This is a genomic window from Duganella levis, from assembly GCF_009857605.1.
In the GTDB taxonomy this organism is placed as follows: domain Bacteria; phylum Pseudomonadota; class Gammaproteobacteria; order Burkholderiales; family Burkholderiaceae_D; genus Rugamonas; species Rugamonas levis.
The window spans coordinates 1-23,559 of record NZ_WWCT01000006.1 but is presented as its reverse complement, the minus strand read 5'-3'; the positions used below and the strand labels follow the sequence as shown (position 1 = coordinate 23,559).

Below are 23,559 nucleotides of genomic sequence, written 5' to 3'. Positions count from 1 at the left end.
CAAGCCTGATAAGCAAGCCTGATAAGCAAGCCTAATAAGCGACTTCCAGCTTCCATTCCTCGTGCCGCTCCGGTACGGCTCCCACTTCGACGCCACCGGCGAACAGTTTCAGCTCGCCGGTGGCGAAACGCGTCCAGTGTTCGTTGGAGGTCAGCGGCTGGGTGGCGATCACGGCGATGCGGTCGTCCAGGTGGTTGTGGCGGCTGAAGTCGATGCTGAGGTCGCAATCGATCAGGTGCGCCACCGAGAACGGGTATTCGCGCATCACCACGTGCAGGTCGGTGCTGCAATGGGCAAACACCAGGTCGCCATTCGACAGGATGAAGTTGAACGTGCCGTAGTCGGCGATCTCACCGGCCAGCGTTTCCAGCGCCGCGTATAGCTGGTGCCGTTCCGGCTGGCTGTCGAAGCGCAGCGCCAGGCCGGACAGCAGGTGGCAGAAGGCGCGTTCGCTGTCGGTGTCGCCCCACGGCGCGTACAGGCTGGGATTCGGATCGAACAGCTTCAGGTCGCCGTTGTGGGCGAACGACCAGGTCTGGCCCCACAGCTCGCGCGTGAACGGGTGGCTGTTTTCCAGCGACACGCGGCCCTGCGTGGCCTTGCGGATATGCGCCACCACGCTGCGCGCCTTGATCGGGCTGCGCTTGAACTGCGCCGCCAGCGGCGAGTGGATCGACGGCAGGTAATCGGTGTACAGGCGGCAGCCGGTCGGCGTATGCAGGGCGATGCCCCAGCCGTCCTTGTGTTCGCCGGTACGGCCGCCGCGCTCGGAAAAGCCGGCAAAGGAGAAATCTACCGCAGCCGGTTTATGGCTGCTCATCGCGAGGAGTTGGCACATGGTGTACGACCTGGTTAAACGATGACCTCACGATAGCGGTCGCACTGCCGGGGCGGAACGAATGTTTTGGCATATCCATAGGCGAAAGCATTCGTTCTGCTTTCCTGTACGCGGGCATACGCTGTCGACATTCTCAGTACCCGTAGAGGAGTTCCATGTCATTCCCCATCCTGCAAAAGTATCTGGCGCGTCTATCCGACGCCACCGGCGCTGCTTCCAGCATCTGGCTCGATCACGAGGGCAAGGCGCAAGGGCGGTTTTTCAATTGCACCATGAGCAGCGCGTTCCAGCCGATCCGCCAGCTGTACGGCGGCACGGCGCAGGCCTACGAAGGCCTGGCGCGCAGCGTGTCGGCGCAGGACCAGGGGTTATCGCTGTGGAAGCTGCTCGACCATGCCGCCAGCGACGACGAGTCGATCGAACTCGACCGGCTGTGCCGCATGCTGCATGCGATTAATTTCTTCCGCCAGGCGGGCGAGTCGTCGGCCGACCTGTACCTGAACGTGCATGACCGCCTGCTGAGCGCGGTCAGCAGTAATCACGGCCATGCCTTCCGCCGCATCCTCGATGCGCTGGAATTGCCGCTGGGCCGGGTGGTGCTGCAATTGCCGGCGGCCACGCCGCAGCAGGGCTGGCTGTTGAATTATGTCTCGGACAACTATCGCCGCAACGGTTTCCGTTTTGCGGTCAATGTGAACAGTGCGCGCGATGGACTGGGTGTGCTGGATCGCCTGCGGCCGGACGTGTTCAAGCTCGATGCGCGCGAGTTACAGGATCAGAAGGGATTGCTGGAGCTATTGCAGCGCAGTGCTGCGTCCAATGTGGCGGTGGTGTTCAAGCGGGTAGAGACTGAGCAGCACCTGACGGCGTTGCGCGAACTTGGCGCGGCCGCAGGTGTGTCATTGCTGGTGCAGGGTTACTTGCTGGATGAACCGCGCTCGGTGTTACTTGGGGAACCGGCGCGGCGCGCAGCATGAACATTGATTAGTTCAGTACCCATTTGTATTGCACTTGAGCCCAGACTGGCTCGGCGCCGTTGCTGGCTGGCTTGAATTTGCAAGCGGTGCTGGCGCGCAGCGATGCTTTGTCCAGGGCGACGTGGCCGCTCGACGAGATCACTTTGCTGTCTTTGACATTGCCGTTAGCATCCACCAGTACGGCCAGTTTGACGTTGCCTTGCAGTTCGTCGTCTTGCCACGAGTTGCGGTAGGCTGGTGCGTCGCATTCTGCATCGGCCAGGCGTGGTGCGGTGGTGGCGGCGCTAGCTTGGTTCGACAGGGTCGACAGGGCGATCAGGGACAGGGCGGCGATAGAACGGATAATCATGGTAGGCTCCAGTAGTGAGTTCAACGGGAAAACTTAATTCGATGAATGAACTATACTGCGTCGCACCATATATGAATACTTTATTGTTGGAATGCCTGCCATTAGTCAGTCGTATAACTCTACGGTAAATTCTGTTTCCGATACACAATATTCGTATCACTCACGCAGCCGTATCATTTCTTAAGCGTAAGTTAGGAGCATTTGTGTTTCCCTCTGCATAGGCTATAGTAACAACATTGCTTTTCACGGATAGACTATGGCATCGCGCAGAGCTTTCATACAGCAGGGGTTAGGGCTGACCGCTGCGAGTTTTTTGTCTGTGCCCTTGATCGGCTGTGCCACCAGCACGCCGGTGCGGCATAGCAGCACGACGGCTTCCAGCAAGCCAGTCGTCAAACCGGCTTCTCCAGTTCAGGCGCAGGCGCAAAGCATGCCGCGCGCCGCCGACCAGCTGGCCCCGTCCGGCACCGGCATGAACGGCATGGAGCCGCCACCCGATATTTTCGACGCCCAGGCGCTCGACCTGGAATTCTGGCTGCGTCCGCGCACCATTGAAGTGGTGCGTCCGGCCAGCAAGGAGCGCGCCAAGCTGCTGTACTGGAAAGACGGCGAGATCATCGAATCGGCTTACCAGGACTTGTGCCATTTGCTGCGCGACGTCAACGGCGGCAACGAGACCCGCACCATCGATCCCAAATTGTTCGAAACGCTGTGGGGCACGCAAGCCTTCGTGCAGCGTTACGGCATCGACGCGCCGCTGGAAATCCTGTCCGGCTACCGCACGCCAGCCTCCAACCAAAAGCTGCGCGAAGCCGGCGTGCCGGCCGCGCGTCAGTCGTTGCACATGGTTGGCCGCGCCGCCGACATCCGCATCGCCGCGCTCAATTCCGAGGTGCTGGGCGGGCTGGTGAAGAGCTTCCGCCAGGGCGGCGTCGGCTTCTATTACCGCGCCGGTCCGCGCGGCGGCTGGATCCACGCCGACACCGGCCTTCAGCGCACTTGGAAGGGTTGAGCGCGATCGGCTACACTGGCGTCTTGGCAACGCAACAGGATGAGCATGCAAGACAACAATGAGCCGCCGCGCTTCCGCCCGGTGACGTGGAGCGGGCTGGAAACGCCCGCCGACGTGGAACTGTGGATCGAAGAGCATAACCAGGCTTTGCAGCAGCATATCGGCAAGAACGAGACCGGCTACGGCGTGTGCTTCACGCTGGCCGAGGGCGGTGAAATCTATCTGCAGACCACGCAGGATGGCCACCTGGTGCTGGACGTGACCGACGAAGCGTCCTGGGTGGCGCCGCTGATCATGGCGGCCGCGCGCGTTTCTGAAGCGCCGGCCGGTTCGCTGTGGGTGCTGCCGGACGATAAGCTGGTGCAGTTGATGATAGGCTTGAGCGGCTTGATCGCCAGTTCTATCCTGGTCGTAGGCCATAACTTTGGCCTGCGTCGTCGCATGGGCGCCTGGTAGGCGTCCGCCCTGAAAGGAATTCCATGTTCACACGTAGATTGCTCCTGGCGCTGACGGCGCTCAGCCTGGCATTGCCAGCCTCGGCCTCGGCGGCCGACCTGCTGGCCACCGTCAAGGCGCGCGGCACGCTGAAGGTCGCCACCGAAGGCACCTATCCGCCGTTTAACTACCGCGAGAAGAATGGCGAACTGGCCGGCTACGATGTCGATGTCGCCCGCTTGGTCGCCAGTAAGCTGGGCTTGAAAGTGGAATTCGTCACCAGCGAGTGGGCCAGCATCCTGGCCGGGCTGGCGGCCGGCAAGTATGACGTGATCGTCGCCCAGGTCGGCATCAATCCCAAGCGCGAGCAGGCTTTCGACTTTTCCGCACCGTACATCTACTCGATGCCGCAGCTGATCGTCCGCAACAACGAGACGGCCGGCTACAAGTCGCTGGCCGACCTCAAGGGTAAGAAGCTCGGCGTGGGGCAGGGCAGCGTCTACGAGCAGCAGGCCAAGGCCGCGACCGGCATCGAGGTACGCAGCTATGCGGCGGCGCCGGACACGATGGCGGACCTGGCGGCCGGCCGCATCGACGCCGCGCTCAACGATAGCTTGATGTCGGCGTATTTATTGAAGATTTCCAAACTGCCGATCAAGGCCGGCGCGCAAGTCGGCGCGGTCGAGCGCATGGGCATTCCGTTCAAGAAGGGCAATCCCGAATTCAAGCAGGCGCTGAACAAGGTGCTGGCGGACGCGGCGGCAGACGGCAGCCTCAAGGCCATCTCGCTGAAGTGGTTCGGCGTCGACGTCAGCAAGGCGCCTTAAGCGATGGAGTTGCTGGACCTGCTGCGCGAAGCCGCGCCGGTGATGCTGCGTGGCGCCGGCTATACGGTGCTGTTCGCGCTGGCGGCGATGGTGGGCGGGCTGCTGATCGGTTTCCCGGTGGCGGTGCTGCGCATGCTGCCGTATCGCCTGCTGGCGTGGCCGGCCGGCGTGTATGTCAGCCTGATGCGCGGCACGCCGCTGCTGGTGCAGATGTTCGTCATCTACTACGGCCTGCCCAGCGTCGGCATTGAATTTACGCCGGTCACGGCCGGCATCCTGGCGCTGAGTTTGAACTCGGGCGCTTTCCTGTCCGAGAGCCTGCGCGGCGCGATCGGCGCGATCAGTCCGGGCCAGTGGGCGGCCAGCTACAGCCTCGGCCTGGGCTACTGGCGCACGCTGTATTATGTGGTGCTGCCGCAGGCGTTGCGGGTAGCGGTGCCGGCCATGAGCAATACCCTGATCAGCCTGATCAAGGATACTTCGCTGGTGTCGGTCATCACGCTGACCGAGCTGATGCTGTCGACCAAGGAAGTGATCGCCACCACCTTCCAGCCGCTGCCGCTCTACCTGACCGCGGCAGCTATCTATTGGCTACTCAGCCTGCTGTTCGAGGCGCTGCAACGGCGCGCGGAACAACGCTTGAACCGCGCGCACCGCAGCAGATAAGCGGTACGCTCGACATCCCCGTTGCGAGATGTTAGTCTTAAAACATCAACCAAGGGGGTGTATGGATAAGACTATGCACGCTGAGATTGCAGGCTTGTCGGTATTGCCGGGGCAGGCTGCGATTGAGCCTTATGCTATCAACGCAAACGCCGATGAAGGCGCCGCCGGTGCCGCCGAGCCATCGTGGTTCAACGACATCTACCTGCTGGCGCCGGTCGGCTATTTCGTGTTGTCGTTCGATACCACCATCTTGCAGATGAATGTGGTCGGCGCCGATCAGCTCGGCATACCGCGCACCAATCCCGAACGCGCCACGCTGCGCCAGTTCGTGGCGCCGCGCTTCCACGACGACTTCGACCGCTTCCTGCGGCGCGCCGTCAACAGCGCCCAGCCCGAACAATGCAATCTGCAGATGTTGCGCGGCCGCGACCGCCAGGGTTTCCCGGTGTCGCTGCGTGCCAGCGCCGACAGCAGCGGCCAGGCCGTGCGGGTGGTGCTGGAGCCGGCTGAAGGCAAGCTGCCGGCGCTGGAGCACAGCGAGGAGCGCTTTCGCCGCATCGTCCACAATGCCGAGGAAGGCATCTGGGAAATCGACGCCGCCGCCCGCACCAGCTTCGTCAATCCCAAGATGGCGCAGATGCTCGGCTACAGCATCGAGGAGATGCTGGAACAGCCGCTGGTGGCCTTTATGGACGAGGAGGGCCGCACCATCCTCGAACGCAATATCGCGCGCCGCCAGCAGGGCCAGGCCGCGCGCCACGAGTTCAAATTCATCCGCAAGGACGGCGCCGAACTGTGGGCCACGCTGGCCACCAATCCGATCTTCGACGGCGAGGGCGGCTACCGTGGCGCGCTGGCGCTGGTCAGCGACATCACCGACAGCCGCGCCTCCGCCGAGCTGATCTGGCAGCAAGCCAACTTCGACACGCTGACCGCGCTGCCCAACCGCCACATGTTCCAGGATCGCCTCAGCCAGGAGCTAAAGAAGGCGCGCCGCGAAGGTTTGCTGCTGGGCCTGCTGTTCGTCGACCTGGACGGTTTCAAGGCCGTCAACGACACGCTCGGCCATGCGCAGGGCGACGCCCTGCTGGTGGAGGCGGCGCGCCGCATCGGCCGCTGCGTGCGCAATTCGGACACGGTGGCGCGGCTGGGCGGCGACGAGTTCATCGTCATCCTGCCGGGGCTGGAGCAGGTCGACGGCATCGACCGGATTGTGCAGAGCATGCTGACATTGCTGAACCGGCCGTTTGCACTGGACGGCGCGCAGCCGTCGATCTCGGCCAGCGTCGGCATCGCGCTGTACCCGGCCGATGCCGGCGGGGCCGATGAGTTGCTGCGCGCCGCAGACCAGGCCATGTACGCCGCCAAGCAGAGCGGCCGCAACCGCTACAGCTATTACACGCAGGACCTGCAACTGGCGGCGCAAGCGCGCCAGCAGGCCACGCTGGACTTGCGCACGGCGCTGGCGCAGCAGCAGTTCGAGCTGCATTACCAGCCCATCGTCAACCTGCGCAGCGGCAAGATCGAGCGCGCCGAAGCGCTGCTGCGCTGGCGCCATCCGCAGCGCGGACTGCTGGCGCCGGCCGAATTCCTGCCGTTCGCGGAAGCCGGCGGCATGATGCTGGAGATCGGCGACTGGGTGTTCCGCCAGGCCGCGCAGCAGGCGCGCCAGTGGCAGGATGAGCTGGGCAAGGGTTTCCAGGTCAGCGTCAATCAGTCGTCGGCGCAGTTGCGTGGCGATACCGCGCTGTATGTCGACTGGCTGCGCCACGCTGCGGAGCTGGGCCTGCCGCCGCGCAGCATCGTGCTGGAGATTACCGAAGGCGTGCTGATGGACGCCAGCCGCGCCGCCGAACGCCTGCGCGACCTGCGCGAGATGGGCTTGCAGGTGGCGCTGGATAATTTCGGCACCGGCTATTCCTCGCTGTCGCACCTCAAGCATTTCGGCATCGACCTGCTCAAGCTGGACCGCAGCTTCATCCAGCACCTGGCCAACGACAGCGGCGACCTGGCGATGTGCGAGGCGCTGATCGTGATGGCGCACAAGCTGGGGCTGCGGGTGGTGGCGGAGGGCGTGGAGACGGCGGCGCAAAGCGGCTTGCTGGCCATGGCCGGCTGCGATTATGCCCAGGGGTATGCGTTTGCCGGCGCGTTGCCGGCGGCGGAACTGGCCGCACTGGCCAAGCGCGGCCTGCAGTTACTGCACTAGCGGTTCAAGAACGCAGGCGCAGCAGCGACATCACGCGCTCGCGGCTGATGCCGGCCAGCGCCGAGGTGATCGACAGCAGCGACTGGTAGCCGGGCTGCTTGGTGGTGGAGACGAAATTCTGCGCCACCTGGTCCATGCCGCCCTTGGTGGCGGTCGGATCGGCGGTCTGCGCGCGGGCCGCGACTTGGGCCAGCGCCTGGCGCACCGAGGCGATCGACTGCTCGACCTTGGACAGCGATTGCACCACCTGGGCCAGCGTGGTGCGGATCGATTCGAGGTCGGTGGTTTGCCAGGTGTCCGGATCGACTTGCGGCGCTTCCGCATCGGCCTTGACGCGGGTCAGCTGGCCGCCGGGGAAGCGGATGCCGCCGCCCTGCAGGGAAATCGTGTCGCGCACGTTGGCCCACTGCGATTCTGCGGTGGAGAAGGTCAGCTGGCCGTCGTCGCTGATCTCGGCGCGCACGCCGGCCGGCGCCAGCGCGTCATTGAAACGCTGGGCAATCTGGTCGTCGCTCAGGCCCGGCTCGAGCACCACCGAACGCACATTCTGGCCGCCGCCGATGGAGACGGCCAGCACCTCACGGGCGCCGCCGCGCAGGTTGCTCAGGTTCAGGCCGCGCACGGTGAAGTTGGTGTTGCTGCCTTTGGTGCTGAAATTCAGCTGGCTGTCGAGCGTGCCGCCCGAGGCGCTGGTGCGGCTGCGCCAGCTGTTGCTGAACTGGCGCACGCGCGCTTCCAGCGCGCCGTCGGAACGCTGGCGGGTCGCCAGCCGGGTGCTGAGCTCGGACTTCAGGCTGCGCAGCTGGGCCGCGCTCTGTTCCAGGAAGTCGAGCGCCTGCTGGGCGCCGGAGATATCGCCTTGCAGCGGCTGGTCCCAATTGCTCAGGCCGCGCCGCAGCGGCGCCGCCGCATTATTCGCCGGTGTGACCGGCGTGGCGGTGGCGGCGTTTTCGCCGTTCAGGCCGAGCGCGGTGCCGTCCACCGCGCTGGCATTGCTGCCGGCATTGGCGCCGGGAACAATCACCGGGGGCGTGGAGGCGGACGAAATCTGCATACGTGGCGGCGCTTAGAAATTACAGAATGTTGAACAGCGACAGCCCGCTGATCTTGGCGTAGGCCTTGTACGATGCTTGCAGCGCCGTGTTGTAGCCGTTCAGCTCGACGGTGGCCTGGCCGTAGTCCAGCGAATTCAATTCGAAAATCGCGTTCTGGTTCGACAGGCTGACGTTGGCGTGATTGCCGTTCAGCGTGTCCATGATGTTTTGCGCGCCGCCGAACGTGGCGATCTTGCCGGCCACCAGTTCCAGCGTCGCGCTGGAGCTGTCCATGCTGCCGGTGATGGCGGCCTGTACTGCTGGGTCGGACGGATTGACGTTCGGTTGCGACAGGGCGTCGATGGTGGTGTCGAGCTTGTTGAGCAGCGATTCCAGGCCGGAGACGTCAACGTTGACGGCCTGGGTGATGCCGTTGCCGATCACCGACTTCTGCTGATTGGTGTTGCCGCTGAACGTGTAGCGCGCACCGACCGCCGCGCCGGCGTCGTAGGTGATGGCCGGGGTGTTGGTGGCGGTGCCGGAGAACACATAATTGCCCTCCTGGTCTTTTTCGTTGGCGCTGTACAGCAGGCTGTCGCGTATCGCGCTCAGCGTGGTCACCATGGACTTCAGGTCGTCGCCGGTGTTGCTGCCGTCGGCCGCCAGCACCAGCTGGTCGTGGGCCTGAGTGATGTCGTTGACCATGCTTTGCAGATAGGTCTCGTTGGACGACAGGCGGATCTTGATGGCGCCGATATTGTCCTGGTACTGGCCCAGGATGGCTTCCTCGCGCGCCAGGCGCGACAGGCGCACGGCGGTGACCGGGTCGTCGGACGGCACCTGGATCTTGTTGCCGCTGGACATTTGGGCGCTCAGCGAGGACAACTGGCCCTGGTTGTATTGCAGGCTGCGCGTCATGGTGGCCTGGAATTGACTGGTGGCGATACGCATGAAGCTCTCCTTAACCGAACATTTGCAACGTTGCATCAAACAAGGTGTTGGCCACGGCAATCACCTTCATATTGGCTTGGTACATATTCTGGAATTCCACCAGATTGATGCCTTCCTCGTCGCTGTTGACGGCACTGGTGGATTTCCAGTCGTCCTCAGCCTGCGAGCGGACAGTGGTGGCGGTCGCCAGCAGCGACTGGTTTTGCTGGCTCTGGATGCCCAGCTTGCCGACCAGCTGGGTGTCGGCGTCGCTCAGCACCACGGGGGTGTTGCCGAGTGAGGTCAGTGTCACGCTCTGGCCCTTGACCGCAATCAGGTTCTGCAGGTTGCTGCTGTCGCCCGGCGTGCCGTCGCCCGAAAAGGCCAGATCGCCGCTAGTAAAACCGGCGCTCACTTGCATGATGCCGGTGGAGGCGGGAACTTCGAACATCGGTCCGCCGGCGGCGCCGGCGGAGGTGTAGCCGCCGGCCAGCGCGTCGTTGATCTTCTGCGCGACCTGGTCAGCCAGTTCCTTGACCGAGGTTTGCAGCGGGATCAGCGTGTTTTTCTTGAAGTCGCCCAAGCCGCCCAGTTGGCCGCCGACCTGGGAATCGTCCAGGTTGAACTTGACGCCGGCGTAAGTCAGCTGCAGCACCGGGGAGCCGCTCTCGGTACTATAGGCTACGTTGGCGGCGGCATCACTCATCACCAGCGGCTCGCCGTTCTTCAGCGAGACGTTGACGCTGCCATTCGGGTTGTAGACCACATCCACCCCGACTTGCGAGGAGACGCTGTCGATCAGCTGTTCGCGCTTGTCCATCAGCGCCGAGGTGTTGGTGCCAGTGCCGCCGACGGAGACGATCTGCTTGTTCAGCAAGGCAATGCCGGCCAGCGACTCGTTCAGCGACGGCAAGATCGCCTGCTGCTGCTGGTTGACCGACACCACCTGGTTGGCAGCCACGTTGTAGATCGAGTTGAACTGCTGGGCCATGGAGCTGGCGGTGGTGACCACCTGCTGGCGCAGCGGGCTGGAGGTAGGATCGACACCGGCGGCATTGAGCGCCTTGAAGAAGTTGTCGACGCCATAGCTGATGCTGGACTGGTCGTCGCTCATAACCTTTTCCAGCGCCGACAGGTAAGGCTGGGTCTGTGCGTGGGCGCCCAGATCCGAATTCGCGCGCCACATCTGTTGCAGCTGGTAGGTATTGCTGAAACGCAGCAGGGAACCAATTTGCACGCCATTGCCGGCCGACAGCGTGCCAGGATCGGACGCGGTCGCCTTCAGCAGCACACCCTGCCGGGTGTAGCCAGGGGTCTGCACGTTGGCCAGATTCTGGCTGACGGTGTTCAGTGCAGCCTGGGCGGCCAGGGCGCCCGACAGTGCGTTATAAGTAATGGTCATGGTGCGGGTCTTTTCCTGGTGAAGTCCGAGGAACCCGTGGCGCGCTGCACAGCGCCGGCGCCCACAGGTCCGATAGTAATAAGGGGCGACCGTTTATTGCTGCTGATTAAGCGATTTCGCCAAATTTTGCGATTCGGAAACTTTCGCAGGGGAATTATTGAGCGCGACTGTAGTGGGGGCGGCAGCGGGGGCGGCCGGCAGCAGCTGGCGCAGGATGGCGTCGGCGACGCCGAAGGCGCGCTTGCCGGCCAGCTGGTCGGCCACCAGGTTGTCGGCCATGTCCAGCATGTCCTGGTTGATGCGGTCCTTGCCCGGGCTGTCGTCGGCGGCCAGCGCGCGGGTGCCGTCGCGCATCTGGTGCAGCATGTGGCCGATAAAGAAACTTTCAAACTTGACCGCAGCCTCGGTGGCCTTGGCGCGGTAGGCCGGATCGACGGTGTCGCCCGGCGCGGCCGCCTGCGGCGCCACGGCGGTGCTGCTCAGCTGGCCGGCGACGCCGTTGGCCAGGTTGCGGTCGAGCGGAGTGTCAAAGTTCATGCGGAATCCTTAAATGACGACCAGTTCGCCTTCGATGGCGCCGGCCTGATCGAGCGCCTGCAGGATCGCCATGATGTCGTCGGGGGTGGCGCCGAGGCTGTTGACCACGTCGATAATCGATTGCAGCTTGGCGCCGGCCGGCCATTTGAACATCTGCGCCGGGCCCTGGTCGGCCGTGACCTGCGACTGCGGCGACGCTACCGTGCTGCCGCCGGCCAGCGCGTTCGGCTGGCTGACCTTGGTCGATTCGGAAATTACCACCTTCAGCGAACCGTGGGTGACGGCGGCGGCGCGCACGCGCAGGCCTTCGGCGATCACCACGGTGCCGGTGCGGGAATTGAACACCACTTTCGGCGCATCCTCGCCGACTTCCACATTCATCGATTCCAGCTTGGCCATGAAGGCCACGCGCTGGGTCGGATTGGCCGGCGCCACCACGTCGACGCTGGTGGCGTCGCTGGCGGTGGCGATGTCGCCGAAGCGCTTGTTGATCGAGTTGACGATGTTGATCGCGGTTTCAAAGTGCGGATGGCGCAGCGACAGGCGCACCGACGGCTTGGTGTTGAAGTCGCTCGGGATTTCCCGTTCGATGTTGGCGCCGCTGGGAATGCGGCCGGAAGTCGGCGTGTTGACGGTGATCGACGAACCCGACTTGCCCTGGGCGCTGAAACCGCCCACCACCACATTGCCTTGCGCCAGCGCATAGGTTTCGCCGTCGGCCGCGCGCAGCGGGGTCAGCAGCAGGGCGCCGCCGCGCAGGCTCTTGGCGTCGCCCATCGAGGACACCACGACGTCGATCGACTGGCCCTTGCGGTAGCCGGGCGGGAACACCGCCGACACCATCACGGTGGCGACGTTTTTCGATTTGGCGTCAGTGCCGTCCGGCACCTTGACGCCGAACTGCTTGAGCATATTGATCACGGACTGGCTGGAGAACTTGACCTGGGTCGAGTCGCCGCTGCCGTTCAGGCCGACCACCAGGCCGTAGCCGACCAGCGGATTGTCGCGCACGCCTTCGATGGCGACCAGGTTGCGCAGCGCCTGCGCGGCTTGCACCGGCAGGGTAGCGCCCAGCGTCATGCTGAGAGCCAGGGACAAGGCGATAAACTTGCGGAAATTCATGGAGTCACCCGTCTTTCAGTAAAACTCAGAACGGCATCAATGGGCCGTTGAAGAAGCGCGTCAGCCAACCCGGCTGCTGGGTTTCGGCCAGCGTGCCTTGCGCCGAGTAGGCGATGCGGGCGTTGGCGATGCGTTGCGACGACACCTGGTTGTCGGCGTCGATATCGGCCGCGCGCAGGTAGCCGCGCAGGCGCACATATTCTTCGCCGTTGTTCAGGGTCAGGGTTTTTTCGCCGGAGATGCGCAGCAGGCCGTTCGGCAGCACTTCCTGCACGATCACGGTGATGGCGCCGGTCAGGGCGTTCTGCTGGGTGCTGGTGGCGTCGCCGGCAAAGGTGTTGGAGGCGCCCAGGCCGATCGCGGCCTTGCCGAAGGTCTTGCCCAGCAAATTAGGGGCGTTGATGTTGTCGGCCGACTGCTTGGAATAGCTGGTGCCGGCCTTCTTGCTGGCCTGCGTGGTTTCCAGCAGGTTGACGGTGACCACGTCGCCGACGCGGAAAGCGCGGCTGTCCGAGGTCAGCGACAGGCCGACATCGGTGCTGAACACGCCGCCCGAGACGCCGCGCGGACCGCTGTTGCGGGCCGCCGGTGGCGGTTCGTCGGACGGACCGGGCCGCACCGCCGGCGGCTGCAACTGGGCGCAGCCGGCCAGGGCCAGTGTCGCCAGCAGCAGCGTGGAGCGCAGTGCGGTGTGCATCAGCGTGCCGCCGCCGACAGGTACTGCAGCATATTGTCGGCCGCCGACAGCACCTTGGTGTTCATCTCGTAGGTGCGCTGGGCTGCAATCATGTCGACCATTTCTTCGACCACCTGGACGTTGGAGCCTTCCAGCGTGCCTTGCTTGATCTTGCCCCACTGGGCGGTGCCCGGCTGGCCATCGGTCGGCGTGCCCGACGACGGCGTTTCAGCAAACAGGTTCTCGCCCAGGGCCAGCAGGCCGGTCGGGTTGATGAACGAGGTCAGCGTCAGCTGGCCCAGCACCTGCGGCGTGACGTTGTCGGCGATCTTGGCCGACACGGTGCCATCTTCGCCGATGCTCAGCGCGGTGGCGTTGGCCGGCACGGTGATTTGCGGAATCAGCGGCAGGCCGCTGGCGTTGACCAGGATGCCGTTGGCGTCGACCTGCAACTGGCCGGCGCGGGTGTAGGCGGTCTCGCCGTCCGGCTGGCGCACCGACAGGAAGCCGTTGCCCATCACCGAGATATCGAGGTCGCGGCTGGTGGTTTGCAGGATGCCCTGGGTGAACACCTTCTGGGTGCCGACCAGGTGCACGCCGTTACCCAGCTGCACGCCGGACGGCGCCAGCGTGTTGTTGTTGGCGCGCTGCGCGCCCGGCTGCGCTTCGACCGAATAGAACAGGTCTTCGAACACCGCGCGGTCACGCTTGAAGCCGATCGTGTTGGCGTTGGCCAGGTTATTGGCGATGGTTTGCAGCTTCATGTCCTGCGCTTGCACGCCGGTTTTGCTGATCCACATTGCTGGATTCATGGTTACTCCCTGGAGGTGTGGGGTTAGCTGCCGCTAATCAGGCGGTTGCCGGCTTGGGTCATCGAGTCGGTCGACGTAAACAACTTCATCTGGATTTCAAACGAGCGGTTCAGGCTCATGGTGGCGACCATTTCCTCCACCGCCGATACATTGCTGCCTTCGAGGTGGCCGGGCCGCACCAGGACCGCCGGGTCGGTGGCCAGCGGGGCGCCATCGCGCGCCACCAGCAGGCCGGCTTCGTTCTTGGTCAGTTCCGAACCTTCGGCATTGACCAGACGCAGCTTGTCGATGGTTTGCATGATGGTGGTGCCGGGCGCCTGGATCGAAATGGTACCGTCGTTGCCGATGTCGATGCGGCTGTACTGGGGCAGCGTGATCGGACCGCCTTCACCCAGCACCACGTTGCCGTTAATGCGCAGCGTGCCGTTTTCATCGAGCACCATGTTGCCGGCGCGGGTATAGGCTTCGCCGCCGTCGGCGGTCTGCACCGTCAGAAAGCCGGTGCCGGCCACCGCCACGTCGAGGTCGCGGCCGGTGCTCCTCATGGTGCCCGGCTTGGTCGACACACTGTTGGCCTGCAACTGCGCCATGTGGCGGTCGTCGTAGCCGTAGCCGTTGACGGTTTGCGCGGTGGTCAGCTCCATGTTGGCGCGGAAACCACCGGTGTCGACGTTGGCCAGGTTGTTGGCGTGTACCTGTTGCCCGCGCAGGGCCCGTTCGGCCCCGCTCATGGCGGTGTAAATCAGCGCATCCATCGATTAGTCCTTAGATCGCCTGCATCAGCGATTGCAGCATGGTGCTCTCGGTCTGGATCACTTTGGAGTTGGCCTGGTAGTTACGCTGCGAGGTCATCAGGCCGACCAGTTCCGAGGTGATGTCGACGTTCGACTGTTCCAGCGTGGCGACGTTCAGGGTGCCGTTGACGCCGACACCGGCGACGTCGGTATTGGCGACGCCGGAGGCGGTCGAGGCTTCCCAGCTGGTGTCGCTGACCTGGGTCAGGCCCTGTTCATTGGCGAAGGTGGCCAGCACCACGCGGCCGACGGTCTGGCTCTGGCCGTTGGTGTACTTGGCAATCACCGAACCGTCGGTGCCCAGCGAGACGCCGGAGAAGGCGCCGGCGCTGTAGCCGTCCACCGGGGCGTTGGAGGCGGTCGAGGTTTCGCCGGCGAAGTAGGTGGTGCCGGTGTAGTCGATGTCGATGGTGGCGTTCATGTTGGCGCCGCTGGTGAACTTCGGCCACAGGGTCGGGTCGGTGCCCGGCACATCGCTCATGTCCAGCGTGGACACGGTCTTGCCGGTGGCGGCGTCGGCCGGGGTCAGCTGGCCGGTGGTGGTGTCGAACGCCAGCGCGGTGGTGGCGGCGATGCCGTTGCCGTCCACTGCATAGTTGACGGTGACGGCGCCGGTGCCGGTCAGGCTGAAGTACTGGGTCAGCACGTGCTTGGTGCCGAGACTGTCGTACAGGTCGGTCGACTTGCTGGTGTTGTAGGTGGACGGGTCAGGCGGCGTGGTCGGGGTCACGGTGCTTGGGTCGACGCCGGTCTTGATGGTCCAGTCGGCCGACAGGTTGCCGACATAGGTGGCCTTGGTGGTGATCTGGGCCGGGATCGATTTGTTCGGGATGGCCAGGTCGCCTTCGGCGCCCAGTTCGGTGCTTGGCGGCGTGATCGCCATGCCTTGCACGCGGCGGCCGGACGAATCCACCAGGTAGCCGTCCAGCGAGGTGTCGAAGATGCCGACGCGGGTGTACTGCATGCTGTTGTTGGCGGTGCGGGTGACAAAGAAGCCGCGGCCGCTGATCGACGCGTCCAGGTTGTTGCCGGTGTTCAGGATGCCGCCCGACAGGCCGATGCTCTGCGTGGTCGAACCGACCTGCACGCCGTTCAGCTGGCTACCTGCCACCAGCGTGGCGAAGTTGGCGCGGTTCGACTTGTAGCCGTAGGTGCCGGCATTGGCGATGTTGTGGCTGGTAACGTCCAGCGATTCGTTGATGGCCTGGATGCCGGACAGTGCGATATCGAAACTCATGGTGGACCTTCCTGAAGAATGGGCAGATTAAATGGTGGTGGCGGCTTTGCCGTTGAAGGCGGACAGCGTGTCGGAACCGGTATCGCCGACGTTCGAGACGTTCAGCTGCACGCTGCCGTTGGACAGCAGGCGCACATTGTTCAGGCGGCCCTGGATATTGATGGCCGGAGTTTCCTTGCTGCTGGTTTCCAGCGCGACCGAATAGCTGCCGGCCGGCAGGCCGAGGTTGGTCGGATTGATGCTGAAGTCGACGATGCCCGGCGCTTGCGTGCCCAGCGCCACTTCGTGCCGCACGCCGTCGGCGCCGGTCAGCACCAGCGTGGTGTTGCTGCTGGCCGAAGTCAGCGTGGCCTGGCCGGTGACCTTGGTGCTGCCGTCCAGCTTGACTGAACCGGTGGTGATCATGACATCGGAACCGACCTGGCCGCCCAGCGCCATGACTTGCAGGCTCGACAGCGCGCTGGCGCTGGCGGAGGTGATGCTGGCCATGTTCTGCAGCGATTCGGTCTGCGACAGCTGGGTCAGCTGCTGGACGAACTGCGCCGGATCGGTCGGCGACAGCGGGTCCTGATTCTGGATCTGCGCCACCAGCAGCTTGGTGAACATATCCGACGTTTCACTGGCGGTATTACCGGTGATGCTGGTACCCGTAGTGGTGCCGGTGCTGCTGTTGTTATTGAGGAGACTGACGGTCATGACTTAGCCTTCACCGAGTTTAAGGAGGGATTGCTGCATCGTGCGGATGCGGCCGAGAACTTCAACATTGGTTTCAAAGGCGCGCGAGGCCGACATCATGTCGGTCATCTCGGCCACCTGGTTGACGTTGGGGTAGAACACCATGCCGTCGCCGTTGGCCATCGGGTTGCCCGGTTCGTAGACTTGGCGCAGCGGCTCGGACGATTGCACCACGTCCAGCACCTGGACTTTGCCGCCGGCGCTGGCCATGCCGTCCTGGCTGTCGCCCATGACGGTGCCAAACACCGGCTTGCGGGCGCGGTAGGTGTCGGCTTCGGTGCCAGCCACGGAATCGGCATTGGCCAGGTTACTGGCGATGGTATTGAGGCGCACAGTCTGGGCCGCCATGGCCGAACCGGCAATCTCGGAAATATTCTTGAACGACATCTGCTACTCCTGTGACGGCCGGGCTTATTGACCGCTGATGGCCTTGGCCAGACCCTTGAACCGCATATTCGCGAAGGTCAGGCTGGTCTGGAAATCGGTGGCGTTCTGCGAGAAGGCGGCTTGTTCGACGCCGATCTCGACGGTGTTGCCGTCGCGCGTAGGGTGGAACGGCACGCGGTACAGGTTGGCGCTGTCGCCGCCGTCGCCGATGTCGCCATTGCCTTCGGCCTGGACATTGGCCAGGGTGGCGCCGAAGTCCATGTCGCGGGCCTGGAAGCCCGGCGTATTCTCATTGGCGATATTGGCCGCCAGGATGCGGGTGCGGTCGGCGCGCAAGGCCAGTGCATCGGCGTGGACGCCAGCCGCATCTTTGAAGTTAATGCCCATCTTCTTCCCCTGTGGTGACGTTGCAGTAAAACGCATCGGCATGAGTATCAAGCGCTACTTGCCATGTAGAATGGCGGCCTGGCCCCCAGAGGGCGACCGCTTCCGGCATCATAGTAGAGGTATTGCTCATGTTCAACAAACCTATTGTAACTGTTTCGGCCCATTTATTGCTGGTTTGCATTTCATTTTCTTTGCCGACGGTCGCCTTCTCTGCGGTGCCTGCCGAACAGGTGCCGACACTGGTGGAAAAAGCCGCGCACGACCATGTCGCGCGCTGGACCGCAGCAAGCGGTTTGGTCGAACCGCAATTCAGCGTCACGGTGGTGCCCGGCGCGCGGCCGCTGGCGGCCTGTTCGCAAGGCGTCACGGTGCAGGGCGCCGATACCCGGCAGCCGGCGCGCATGCGTTTCATCGCCGTCTGCGGCGGCGCCGGCGGCTGGCGGTACGAGTTCATCGTGCGCGCGCAGATCAGCGCGCGCATTGCTGTCATGGCAAATGACTTGGCGATTGGTAAAGTTCTGGCAGACGAAGATGTGTTGCTGGAGCGCCACGAAATTGGGGCCCTGACCGACGCCATCAGCGATCCGCAAGAGGTGGTCGGCATGAGCGGCAAGCGGGCCCTGCGCGCTGGCGAAGTGGTGCGCAAGACGCTGCTGATGGCGCCGACGGTGGTCAAGCGCGGCGACCCGGTGCGGATCGTCGCGCGCCGCGAGGAAATCGAGGTCAGCATGGCGGGCGAGGCGATGGACGCCGGCGCGCGCGGCGACACGGTGCGGGTGCGCAATGCCAATGGCACGGTGATCCGCGCCCGGGTAACCGGCGCCGCCACGGTGGAACCCATGTCGATGCCGGTCACGGCTAGTTCTCCGTCGGAGTAGGACTGAGTTTGCCGCCGCGCTGCAATTGCGTGGCGACCTTGCTCAGTTTGTCTGCATAGTTGGGATCGGTGGCATAGCCGGCCTTGGCCAGTCCGCTGGCAAAGGCGCGCGCATCGCTGCCGGTGTTGAGGGCGGCCGCGTAGCGCGGATTGCTGGTCAGCAGATCGGCGTAGTCGCGGAAGGCGCTACGGGTGTCCGGATAGCTGCGGAAGCGCTCGGTCTTCTTCAGCAGTGCGCCATGTTCGAATTCGGTGGTGCTGGCGACGGCGACCTCGCCCTGCCAGCTGCCGCCGGCCTTGACGCCGAACAGGTTGTTGGCGTTGGCGGCGCCGTTCTTCAGCGGCTGCTTGCCCCAGCCCGATTCCAGCGCCGCGTGGGCGGCCACCAGTTCCGGCGCCACGCCCAGCTTGTCGGCGGTTTCCTTGGCCCATGGCTGGATGGCGGCCAGGAATTGCTGCTGGCTGTCGCTGTCGACGCCGTTCTCTTCATCGATGGCGCCGCTGGCGCGGTTGCGCAGCGCCATGGCTTGCAGGCTCATGGCCTGGGACGGCGCGACGTCGCTGGGAAAGCCGCCGTCGCCCTTGGCGATGTAGGTGGCGACGTCCGTCTGGACCTGCTGAAAGGCGCTGCTGAAGCTGCCGGCAGACGCCAAACCGCCAGTGGCCGCGGTCGGGCGGCTGGCGCTCATATTGGATACGGTGGCGGCAGTGGGGGCGGTGGCTTGCATCCCCGTGGTTATCCCACTAGGCTGGCGCATAAATCTGCTCCTCGCCATGCAGCACGCGCTGCATGATGGTGTATTGCTCGGCCAGCAAATCGCCGTTGCGTTTGCTGAGGCGCTTGCACTCGAGCACCGCAGTTTCCAGCGATGCCCAGTCAGCTTCCATTTTCTCCCGTGCCGCATTTTTCAGCAAGGCAAAAGCCTGAGCCATATTGCCAGTTTCACCAACTAAACGTTGTACCAGCGCCACGCGATCGCTGCGGCGTTGCTGCATGGCGTCAACTAGCGTGCCGATAGCTTCGGCGACGGCCTGCAGTTCGCTGGCCTTGTGGCGCAGCGCGGCGCGGAATTGATCGTGCAACAGTTCCTGCAGTTGCGCATAGGCTTGCAGGTCGTCGGCGATGCCGGCCAGCAGGGCGCGCATGGCGTCCTGGCGGCTCATTGCGCTGACGGTCACTGTTCGCTCCCGTGGAAGCGCTGGATCAGCCCGGCCAGCTTGGCCGGGTCGAACGGCAGTTCGCCCTTGGCCAGCGCATCGCGCAGCATGTCGATTTTTTCCTGGTCCATTTCCGGCATGGCGCGCATCGCCTGCAGTGCCGGCTGCATGACCGACGATTGCAACGGTGCGGCGGGCGGGGCGGGCGCCAGTGCCTCGGCGGCGTCGGCCGGGGCGCTGTCGGCGACGCGCTGGACGGCCAGGCCGTCCGGAGTCGATGTAGAGATTCTCATGCGGGTGCCTCTTGTTGGCTTGGTTTCCATACGTCTGTCTTATTTGTTGCGTCGCGGATCACGCAACGGACTGTCGCCCTGGCCGGTGAGCTGGTTGCGCAGCTTCTGCAACACGGTAGCGTCCGGCACTGCGGTGTCGACATCGTGGATCAGGGCGCTGCTGTTTTCCGGCATGCCGAACATCGCGGCAATGGTCTTGGCCTGGGCGGTGGTCAGGATCAGCAATTCGATGCGGCGGTTGACGCCGGCGTCGACACGCTTGGTGTCGAGCGGCGCGCGGTCGGCCATGCCGACCACCTGCAGCACCGATTCCGGATTCATCGAGCCGGCCAACAGCTGGGCGCGGGCCGACATGGCGCGGTTGGCCGACAAGGTCCAGTTGGAGAAGGCGGCATAGCTGGTGTCGGCGTATTGCAGCGAATCGGTGTGGCCGACGATCAGCATCTGGTTTTCCATCTGCTTGAACAGCGGGCCCATCTTGCGCAGCAGCGCGCGGAACTTGTCGGTCGGCACCGCGCTGCCGCGCACGAACATGCCCTGGCGGTCGGTGTCGTGCATCATCACGCGCAGGCCGTAGGGCGTGATCACGGCTTCCAGGTTCGAGGTCAGGCCGTAGTCGGCGCTCATCTTGGTCAGCGCCTTGGACAGCGCGGCCAGGTCGTCCGGGCTGTCATAGCGCACCTTGGACGACGGCTCGGCCGGGGTGTCGGTCTGCTCGGCCTGGGCTTTCTTGGTGCCTTCGGTTTCGGTGCTGCCGAAGTGCGGCATCGGGAAGCGGTCGATCAGGCTGCCGCGCGGGCCGCCCACCTGCTCGGGCATCACGCCCTTGCCCTGGTCGGTCTTGGCCCCGTCGGCTTCGGTCAGGATCTGCTGCAGCGACTCGGTATTGCGCGCCGCCATCAGCCACAGCACCAGGAACAAGCACATCAGCGCGAGACAAAAGTCGGCGAACGCTACTTTCCAGGCGCCGCCGTGGTCGTCGTGCTTGTGCTTGCCGCCACCACGCTTGATGATGGTCTGGTCATGCGCTTTATCATGCGGCTTTAGCACCACGTCCTCCGCGACCAGAGTTGTCGGACGAACCGCTGTCGCGGCCTTCCAGATCGTTGATCCAGCGTTCCAGCTGGGCGAAGCTTGGCTTGATGTTCAGCTGCACCAGGCGGCGGCCGGCGTCGATCGCCAGCAGCGGCGGTTTGCCGGCCACGTGGGTGACCAGCACCACCTTGACGGTTTCCTTGTTGGCCGCTTCCGAGTTGACCAGCTGTTTCAGCATATTGCACAGTGGATCGATCAGGCCGTAGCACAGGAAAATACCGATGAAGGTACCGACCATGGCGGCGCCGACGTGCTCGGCGATCTCGCCCGAGGTCGCGCCTTCGCTCACCGTGTTCATGGTGATCACGATGCCCAGCACCGCCGCCAGAATGCCGAAGCCCGGCATCGCCTCGCCGATCTTGTTGAGCGACTTGGCCGGCTGTTCCTGCTCGGTGTGGATGGCTTCCAGTTCCTGGTCCAGCACGCCTTCTAGTTCGTGCGCATTGATTTTGCCCATGGCCATCAGACGGAAGTTGTCGACGATGAAGGCCAGCAGTTTCGGTTCTTCCAGGATGCGCGGATAGCGCTGGAACAGCGGGCTGTCCTTCGGCGCTTCGACGTGGGCGTCCAGCGCTTTCAGGCCGCCGGCGGCCAGTTGCAGCAGCTCGTACATCAGCAGCAGCAACTGGCGCTGGAATTCCGAGTCATACTTCTTCTTCATGATCTTCTTGATCTGCGTCATCAGCTCCTTCAGCACGTGGGTCGGGTTACCGATCACTAGCGCGCCAATGCCCGAGCCGGCAATCACGATCAGCTCGATCGGTTGCCAGATCTGATGGAATGCTCCGCCCATCATGAAGAAGCCGCCGAAGACGCTGCCTAAAACGATGATAATGCCGACTATTTGCTGCATGATGATTCGCCTTTCCGCGTCATTTTTCTAATCCCTGCTGCGCCGCGCCCGATGGGTATCAGGCGCTTTGCAGAACTGCTTTCATTTTGTTCAGCGCCGCCTTGTTCAGCTGACAGACGCGGGCGTCGGTCAGGTCCAGCACGGCGGCGATTTCCTTGTAGCTCAATTCGAACTCGTAATACATTTGCACCACCCGCTGCTCGCGCTCGTCGAGGCCGCGCAGCGCCTGCTCCAGGCTGCGTCGTACCACCAGCTGGTCTTCCGGGCTGGGCGCGCTGTCGTTGCTCAGGCTTTCGTGCAGGATGTCGTCGAAGCTGGCGATCAGTTCGGCGTTTTCATCCAGCAGGTAAGCCTGGTAGGCGTCCGCCGTCAGGTTCAGTCCGCTCATGATTTCCTGCTCGCTGGGTTCATGGCCCAGCTTGCGGGTGAGGGCGCGCACGGCGTCGCGCAGCTTGTGGCTTTGCTGGCGCACCGCGCGCGGCCGCCAGTCCTGGCGGCGCAGCTCATCGAGGATGGCGCCGCGGATGCGCAGGCTGGCATAGCTGCCGAAGGCGCCGTCCGGCTCGCCGTAGCGGCGCAATGCTTCCAGCAGACCCATCAGGCCGATCTGCTCCATGTCGTCGCGGTCGATGGCGCCGGCGATCTGCGAGTTGAGCTGGCGCACGATGCGCTTGACCAGCGGCGCATACGCCATCAGATGCTTTTGCTCGTCGGCCACGCTGTGCGTCAGCGGCGCGGCGCCGTGCTCGCCATAACTTTCGGCATAAGTATCTGCAAATTCTTCCACGTATCCCATGCCCGCTCCACTGGTGTTCATGCTGCTATGGCTTACTCGACGATGAGTTTGCCAATCATGACTTCGTCAAAGGGCTTCTCGCGGCCTTCTTCCTCGAACTCGTGGTCGAAGGCCTTGTTCAATTCTGCGGCAAACTGGTCGATGGTCATCACGCGCGCGGTTGCCATCGGCAGGTTGGACAGGGTTTTCACGGCAACGCTGCGCAGCATCGGCAGGGTTTCCTTGGCTTCTTTCTCGCGTTTGGCGCTGGTCGAGACCACCAGGTCGGCCGACAGGTAGTGCGTGACGGTTTCCTCCGGCTGGTGCTTGAGCATCACCACCACCTTGTCGACGGTCAGATACTTGGGCGGTTCGCCGGGTTTCTTCTCTTCCTTCTTGGCCGGCTTCTTCTTGGCATCCTTGCCGTCCGCCGCCGCTGCTTCCTCACCGCCTTTAGACATATACCAGACCGCGCCACCGGCCACTGCGCCGCCCACAACCACAGCCAGGACGATAGCGATGATGACTTTCATGTTCTTCATTGTGCAGATTACTCCCCGGTCATGGCAAAGGTGGCGGTGCTGTCATCGTCAGACAGGGCGCGGCCCGGCGTGCGGCCGGACTCATCGCGCTGCTGGCCGTTGCGCCCGCCCTGGCCGCCCTGATCGCTCTGCGACTGCGCGCGCGACGACGACACGGTGACGGCGACATCGGTGAACTGCTTGGTCGACAGGTCCTGGCGCACGCTGTCGCCGATGGTGTTGAGCTGGCGCACCACTTCGCTGTTGCTGGCGCTCAGGTTGACCTGCAGCGCGCCCGCGCTGTGGCGGATCGAGATTTCGATGCTGCCCATGTTCGGCGGTTCCAGGCGGATCACGGCGTGGTCGTTATTGCGTTGCAGCTGCAATTGCAGGCGGTCGCCCAGCGCGTCGCGCAGCGGCTGCTGCCACTGTTCCGGCGAACCGGCCAGGGTCACGGTACTGCTGGCCGGGGTGCTGGCCGGGGCCGCGCCCTGGCTGATGTTCAGACTGTTGACCGAGGTGGTGGCGCCGGTCAGGCTGCGGTTGCCATCGTCGGCGCCGGCCGTGCTGGCGGCGGCGGTGTTGGCGGCCGTGGCGGCATAGCTGAGGTTGCTGTCGGCG

General features: G+C 64.1%; 30 protein-coding genes. 7 read left to right on the top strand and 23 right to left on the bottom strand.

What is annotated here, in order from left to right:
- Window positions 1-31 precede the first annotated feature (31 nt).
- Entirely contained in the window at window positions 32-838 is an 807-nt protein-coding gene (locus GTP69_RS09665; protein WP_161054691.1) for a class II glutamine amidotransferase, read from the bottom strand.
- A gap of 155 nt (window positions 839-993) precedes the next feature.
- Between GTP69_RS09665 and GTP69_RS09660 the strand changes: the two genes are divergently transcribed.
- Window positions 994-1,815 carry an EAL domain-containing protein gene (locus GTP69_RS09660; RefSeq protein ID WP_161054690.1) on the top strand — a complete coding sequence of 274 codons (822 nt, stop codon included), beginning with the start codon at window positions 994-996 and terminating at the stop codon, window positions 1,813-1,815.
- A gap of 7 nt (window positions 1,816-1,822) precedes the next feature.
- Here GTP69_RS09660 and GTP69_RS09655 read toward each other — a convergent pair whose 3' ends face one another.
- Complete coding sequence (locus tag GTP69_RS09655; protein ID WP_161054689.1) at window positions 1,823-2,164, bottom strand: energy transducer TonB; 342 nt, start codon at window positions 2,162-2,164, stop codon at window positions 1,823-1,825.
- A gap of 256 nt (window positions 2,165-2,420) precedes the next feature.
- Between GTP69_RS09655 and GTP69_RS09650 the strand changes: the two genes are divergently transcribed.
- From GTP69_RS09650 to GTP69_RS09630, 5 genes are all read left to right on the top strand, one after another.
- Complete coding sequence (locus GTP69_RS09650) at window positions 2,421-3,176, top strand: YcbK family protein (RefSeq protein ID WP_443093252.1); 756 nt, start codon at window positions 2,421-2,423, stop codon at window positions 3,174-3,176.
- Window positions 3,177-3,221: 45 nt separating this feature from the next.
- Window positions 3,222-3,632, top strand: a complete 411-nt coding sequence (locus tag GTP69_RS09645; RefSeq protein WP_110849637.1) for a hypothetical protein — start codon at window positions 3,222-3,224, stop codon at window positions 3,630-3,632.
- Window positions 3,633-3,655: 23 nt separating this feature from the next.
- Window positions 3,656-4,438 (top strand): transporter substrate-binding domain-containing protein, encoded by a 783-nt coding sequence (locus GTP69_RS09640; RefSeq protein ID WP_161054688.1) that lies wholly within the window; start codon window positions 3,656-3,658, stop codon window positions 4,436-4,438.
- 3 nt (window positions 4,439-4,441) lie between these two features.
- Window positions 4,442-5,104 carry an amino acid ABC transporter permease gene (locus GTP69_RS09635; RefSeq protein ID WP_161054687.1) on the top strand — a complete coding sequence of 221 codons (663 nt, stop codon included), beginning with the start codon at window positions 4,442-4,444 and terminating at the stop codon, window positions 5,102-5,104.
- 73 nt (window positions 5,105-5,177) lie between these two features.
- The gene (locus GTP69_RS09630) at window positions 5,178-7,313 is read left to right on the top strand and encodes a putative bifunctional diguanylate cyclase/phosphodiesterase (protein WP_229260875.1); all 2,136 of its coding nucleotides are present in this window, start codon (window positions 5,178-5,180) and stop codon (window positions 7,311-7,313) included.
- A 4-nt stretch (window positions 7,314-7,317) separates the two neighbouring features.
- Here GTP69_RS09630 and GTP69_RS09625 read toward each other — a convergent pair whose 3' ends face one another.
- The 13 genes from GTP69_RS09625 to GTP69_RS31065 all read right to left on the bottom strand — a co-directional run bounded on the left by GTP69_RS09625 (window position 7,318) and on the right by GTP69_RS31065 (window position 17,547).
- Complete coding sequence (locus GTP69_RS09625) at window positions 7,318-8,367, bottom strand: hypothetical protein (protein ID WP_161054685.1); 1,050 nt, start codon at window positions 8,365-8,367, stop codon at window positions 7,318-7,320.
- 19 nt (window positions 8,368-8,386) lie between these two features.
- Window positions 8,387-9,298: a flagellar hook-associated protein FlgL gene (gene flgL / locus GTP69_RS09620; RefSeq protein ID WP_161054684.1), complete on the bottom strand. Its 912-nt coding sequence runs from the start codon at window positions 9,296-9,298 to the stop codon at window positions 8,387-8,389.
- Window positions 9,299-9,308: 10 nt separating this feature from the next.
- Window positions 9,309-10,679: a flagellar hook-associated protein FlgK gene (flgK, locus tag GTP69_RS09615; protein ID WP_161054683.1), complete on the bottom strand. Its 1,371-nt coding sequence runs from the start codon at window positions 10,677-10,679 to the stop codon at window positions 9,309-9,311.
- 93 nt (window positions 10,680-10,772) lie between these two features.
- Complete coding sequence (locus GTP69_RS09610) at window positions 10,773-11,216, bottom strand: hypothetical protein (RefSeq protein WP_161054682.1); 444 nt, start codon at window positions 11,214-11,216, stop codon at window positions 10,773-10,775.
- Between the two features lie 9 nt (window positions 11,217-11,225).
- Window positions 11,226-12,338: a flagellar basal body P-ring protein FlgI gene (locus tag GTP69_RS09605; protein ID WP_161054681.1), complete on the bottom strand. Its 1,113-nt coding sequence runs from the start codon at window positions 12,336-12,338 to the stop codon at window positions 11,226-11,228.
- A gap of 25 nt (window positions 12,339-12,363) precedes the next feature.
- Window positions 12,364-13,035, bottom strand: a complete 672-nt coding sequence (gene flgH, locus GTP69_RS09600) for a flagellar basal body L-ring protein FlgH (protein WP_161054680.1) — start codon at window positions 13,033-13,035, stop codon at window positions 12,364-12,366.
- Window positions 13,035-13,826, bottom strand: coding sequence for a flagellar basal-body rod protein FlgG (gene flgG, locus GTP69_RS09595; protein ID WP_202424361.1), 792 nt, complete (start codon window positions 13,824-13,826; stop codon window positions 13,035-13,037). Before flgG ends, flgH begins: the two co-directional genes overlap by 1 nt.
- 23 nt (window positions 13,827-13,849) lie before the next feature.
- Entirely contained in the window at window positions 13,850-14,581 is a 732-nt protein-coding gene (locus GTP69_RS09590; protein ID WP_161054679.1) for a flagellar basal body rod protein FlgF, read from the bottom strand.
- A 10-nt stretch (window positions 14,582-14,591) separates the two neighbouring features.
- Entirely contained in the window at window positions 14,592-15,857 is a 1,266-nt protein-coding gene (locus GTP69_RS09585) for a flagellar hook protein FlgE (protein WP_161054678.1), read from the bottom strand.
- 27 nt (window positions 15,858-15,884) lie between these two features.
- Window positions 15,885-16,553, bottom strand: coding sequence for a flagellar hook capping FlgD N-terminal domain-containing protein (locus tag GTP69_RS09580; protein ID WP_161054677.1), 669 nt, complete (start codon window positions 16,551-16,553; stop codon window positions 15,885-15,887).
- Window positions 16,554-16,556: 3 nt separating this feature from the next.
- Complete coding sequence (gene flgC / locus GTP69_RS09575; RefSeq protein WP_161054676.1) at window positions 16,557-16,979, bottom strand: flagellar basal body rod protein FlgC; 423 nt, start codon at window positions 16,977-16,979, stop codon at window positions 16,557-16,559.
- Window positions 16,980-17,003: 24 nt separating this feature from the next.
- Complete coding sequence (gene flgB, locus GTP69_RS09570; RefSeq protein WP_161054675.1) at window positions 17,004-17,366, bottom strand: flagellar basal body rod protein FlgB; 363 nt, start codon at window positions 17,364-17,366, stop codon at window positions 17,004-17,006.
- Window positions 17,356-17,547: a hypothetical protein gene (locus GTP69_RS31065; protein ID WP_202424382.1), complete on the bottom strand. Its 192-nt coding sequence runs from the start codon at window positions 17,545-17,547 to the stop codon at window positions 17,356-17,358. The genes flgB and GTP69_RS31065 overlap by 11 nt, the downstream gene beginning before the upstream one ends.
- Before the next feature lie 34 nt (window positions 17,548-17,581).
- Between GTP69_RS31065 and flgA the strand changes: the two genes are divergently transcribed.
- Window positions 17,582-18,244 (top strand): flagellar basal body P-ring formation chaperone FlgA, encoded by a 663-nt coding sequence (gene flgA / locus GTP69_RS09565; protein ID WP_371867876.1) that lies wholly within the window; start codon window positions 17,582-17,584, stop codon window positions 18,242-18,244.
- On the opposite strand, the gene GTP69_RS09560 is transcribed toward flgA, so the two are convergent.
- The 8 genes from GTP69_RS09560 to GTP69_RS09525 all read right to left on the bottom strand — a co-directional run.
- A complete protein-coding gene (locus tag GTP69_RS09560) occupies window positions 18,225-18,971 on the bottom strand; it encodes a glucosaminidase domain-containing protein (protein WP_229260874.1) in 747 nt (248 codons plus the stop codon). The genes flgA and GTP69_RS09560 overlap by 20 nt on opposite strands.
- A gap of 16 nt (window positions 18,972-18,987) precedes the next feature.
- Window positions 18,988-19,422: a flagellar export chaperone FlgN gene (gene flgN / locus GTP69_RS09555; RefSeq protein WP_371867875.1), complete on the bottom strand. Its 435-nt coding sequence runs from the start codon at window positions 19,420-19,422 to the stop codon at window positions 18,988-18,990.
- Entirely contained in the window at window positions 19,419-19,694 is a 276-nt protein-coding gene (locus tag GTP69_RS09550; RefSeq protein ID WP_161054673.1) for a flagellar biosynthesis anti-sigma factor FlgM, read from the bottom strand. Before GTP69_RS09550 ends, flgN begins: the two co-directional genes overlap by 4 nt.
- 39 nt (window positions 19,695-19,733) lie before the next feature.
- Entirely contained in the window at window positions 19,734-20,744 is a 1,011-nt protein-coding gene (locus GTP69_RS09545) for a flagellar motor protein MotB (RefSeq protein ID WP_161054672.1), read from the bottom strand.
- Window positions 20,728-21,642: a flagellar motor stator protein MotA gene (gene motA / locus GTP69_RS09540; RefSeq protein WP_110849547.1), complete on the bottom strand. Its 915-nt coding sequence runs from the start codon at window positions 21,640-21,642 to the stop codon at window positions 20,728-20,730. The genes GTP69_RS09545 and motA overlap by 17 nt, the downstream gene beginning before the upstream one ends.
- Before the next feature lie 58 nt (window positions 21,643-21,700).
- Window positions 21,701-22,438 carry a FliA/WhiG family RNA polymerase sigma factor gene (locus GTP69_RS09535; RefSeq protein WP_161045282.1) on the bottom strand — a complete coding sequence of 246 codons (738 nt, stop codon included), beginning with the start codon at window positions 22,436-22,438 and terminating at the stop codon, window positions 21,701-21,703.
- A gap of 32 nt (window positions 22,439-22,470) precedes the next feature.
- The gene (locus tag GTP69_RS09530; protein ID WP_161054671.1) at window positions 22,471-22,959 is read right to left on the bottom strand and encodes a flagellar basal body-associated FliL family protein; all 489 of its coding nucleotides are present in this window, start codon (window positions 22,957-22,959) and stop codon (window positions 22,471-22,473) included.
- Between the two features lie 8 nt (window positions 22,960-22,967).
- Window positions 22,968-23,559, bottom strand: a 592-nt coding sequence (locus tag GTP69_RS09525) for a flagellar hook-length control protein FliK (RefSeq protein WP_161054670.1), incomplete at its 5' end; no start/stop codon positions are given.

Excerpts from the sequence above, each read along its gene's own strand:
- flgL (WP_161054684.1), bottom strand. The coding sequence starts at position 9,298 with ATGCGTATCGCCACCAGTCAATTCCAGGCCACCATGACGCGCAGCCTG.
- GTP69_RS09625 (WP_161054685.1), bottom strand. The coding sequence starts at position 8,367 with ATGCAGATTTCGTCCGCCTCCACGCCCCCGGTGATTGTTCCCGGCGCC.
- GTP69_RS09640 (WP_161054688.1), top strand. The coding sequence starts at position 3,656 with ATGTTCACACGTAGATTGCTCCTGGCGCTGACGGCGCTCAGCCTGGCA.
- GTP69_RS09650 (WP_443093252.1), top strand. The coding sequence starts at position 2,421 with ATGGCATCGCGCAGAGCTTTCATACAGCAGGGGTTAGGGCTGACCGCT.
- flgH (WP_161054680.1), bottom strand. The coding sequence starts at position 13,035 with ATGCACACCGCACTGCGCTCCACGCTGCTGCTGGCGACACTGGCCCTG.
- flgC (WP_161054676.1), bottom strand. The coding sequence starts at position 16,979 with ATGTCGTTCAAGAATATTTCCGAGATTGCCGGTTCGGCCATGGCGGCC.
- GTP69_RS09635 (WP_161054687.1), top strand. The coding sequence starts at position 4,442 with ATGGAGTTGCTGGACCTGCTGCGCGAAGCCGCGCCGGTGATGCTGCGT.
- GTP69_RS09560 (WP_229260874.1), bottom strand. The coding sequence starts at position 18,971 with ATGCAAGCCACCGCCCCCACTGCCGCCACCGTATCCAATATGAGCGCC.
- GTP69_RS09580 (WP_161054677.1), bottom strand. The coding sequence starts at position 16,553 with ATGACCGTCAGTCTCCTCAATAACAACAGCAGCACCGGCACCACTACG.
- flgG (WP_202424361.1), bottom strand. The coding sequence starts at position 13,826 with ATGAATCCAGCAATGTGGATCAGCAAAACCGGCGTGCAAGCGCAGGAC.
- GTP69_RS09535 (WP_161045282.1), bottom strand. The coding sequence starts at position 22,438 with ATGGGATACGTGGAAGAATTTGCAGATACTTATGCCGAAAGTTATGGC.
- GTP69_RS09530 (WP_161054671.1), bottom strand. The coding sequence starts at position 22,959 with ATGAAGAACATGAAAGTCATCATCGCTATCGTCCTGGCTGTGGTTGTG.
- GTP69_RS09630 (WP_229260875.1), top strand. The coding sequence starts at position 5,178 with ATGCACGCTGAGATTGCAGGCTTGTCGGTATTGCCGGGGCAGGCTGCG.
- GTP69_RS09610 (WP_161054682.1), bottom strand. The coding sequence starts at position 11,216 with ATGAACTTTGACACTCCGCTCGACCGCAACCTGGCCAACGGCGTCGCC.
- flgB (WP_161054675.1), bottom strand. The coding sequence starts at position 17,366 with ATGGGCATTAACTTCAAAGATGCGGCTGGCGTCCACGCCGATGCACTG.
- GTP69_RS09645 (WP_110849637.1), top strand. The coding sequence starts at position 3,222 with ATGCAAGACAACAATGAGCCGCCGCGCTTCCGCCCGGTGACGTGGAGC.
- flgK (WP_161054683.1), bottom strand. The coding sequence starts at position 10,679 with ATGACCATTACTTATAACGCACTGTCGGGCGCCCTGGCCGCCCAGGCT.
- GTP69_RS09590 (WP_161054679.1), bottom strand. The coding sequence starts at position 14,581 with ATGGATGCGCTGATTTACACCGCCATGAGCGGGGCCGAACGGGCCCTG.
- GTP69_RS09550 (WP_161054673.1), bottom strand. The coding sequence starts at position 19,694 with ATGAGAATCTCTACATCGACTCCGGACGGCCTGGCCGTCCAGCGCGTC.
- GTP69_RS09655 (WP_161054689.1), bottom strand. The coding sequence starts at position 2,164 with ATGATTATCCGTTCTATCGCCGCCCTGTCCCTGATCGCCCTGTCGACC.
- motA (WP_110849547.1), bottom strand. The coding sequence starts at position 21,642 with ATGCAGCAAATAGTCGGCATTATCATCGTTTTAGGCAGCGTCTTCGGC.
- GTP69_RS09585 (WP_161054678.1), bottom strand. The coding sequence starts at position 15,857 with ATGAGTTTCGATATCGCACTGTCCGGCATCCAGGCCATCAACGAATCG.
- GTP69_RS09605 (WP_161054681.1), bottom strand. The coding sequence starts at position 12,338 with ATGAATTTCCGCAAGTTTATCGCCTTGTCCCTGGCTCTCAGCATGACG.
- GTP69_RS09660 (WP_161054690.1), top strand. The coding sequence starts at position 994 with ATGTCATTCCCCATCCTGCAAAAGTATCTGGCGCGTCTATCCGACGCC.
- GTP69_RS31065 (WP_202424382.1), bottom strand. The coding sequence starts at position 17,547 with ATGCAAACCAGCAATAAATGGGCCGAAACAGTTACAATAGGTTTGTTG.
- GTP69_RS09665 (WP_161054691.1), bottom strand. The coding sequence starts at position 838 with ATGTGCCAACTCCTCGCGATGAGCAGCCATAAACCGGCTGCGGTAGAT.